This window comes from Exiguobacterium sp. HSB13, assembly GCF_056764755.1.
Genome location: NZ_JBUZOM010000024.1, coordinates 1 through 481, shown reverse-complemented (window position 1 = coordinate 481; position 481 = coordinate 1). Strand labels below are relative to the sequence as shown.

Below are 481 nucleotides of genomic sequence, written 5' to 3'. Positions count from 1 at the left end.
GACATGACATCACAGGAATCTTACGCGCGCTTACATAAAATCAGTCTGATTCTAAATCTCAAGGTGGCAGTACGATCACACAACAACTAGCAAGAATTACGAATCTATCAAACGGAAAAACATAGACTAGGAAAATAAAAGAGTTATTAATTGCTGTGTCGTTGGAGCAAAAATATTCAAAAAAAGAACTGATGACGGCGTATGCCAATCAAGACTATTTTGCGAATAATATTTATGGTATCGAACTTGCCGGAAAATCATAGTTAAATAAGCCGGCACGTGAGTTGAGTTGGTCTGAAATCAGTTTTCTGACAGCAATTCCGAACAATCCTTCTCTTTATGAACCGCTACGCTTTCCTGAAAACAAAAAAAAACGTCAGCAACGAATCGTTCAGGCGTTAATACGCGATCGTGTACTGTCGAAAGATTTTGCTATTTCTCGTGTGTCGCCTCGATCCTATAAACCGAGTGTCCCTTATCC

The 481-nt window shown here is 39.3% G+C and carries 1 pseudogene; it reads left to right on the top strand.

Annotation, left to right across the window (positions count from 1 at the left end):
- Positions 1 to 155: 155 nt before the first annotated feature.
- Positions 156 to 481 (top strand): annotated as a pseudogene (locus ACZGCQ_RS16860) (transglycosylase domain-containing protein); the annotation flags it as partial.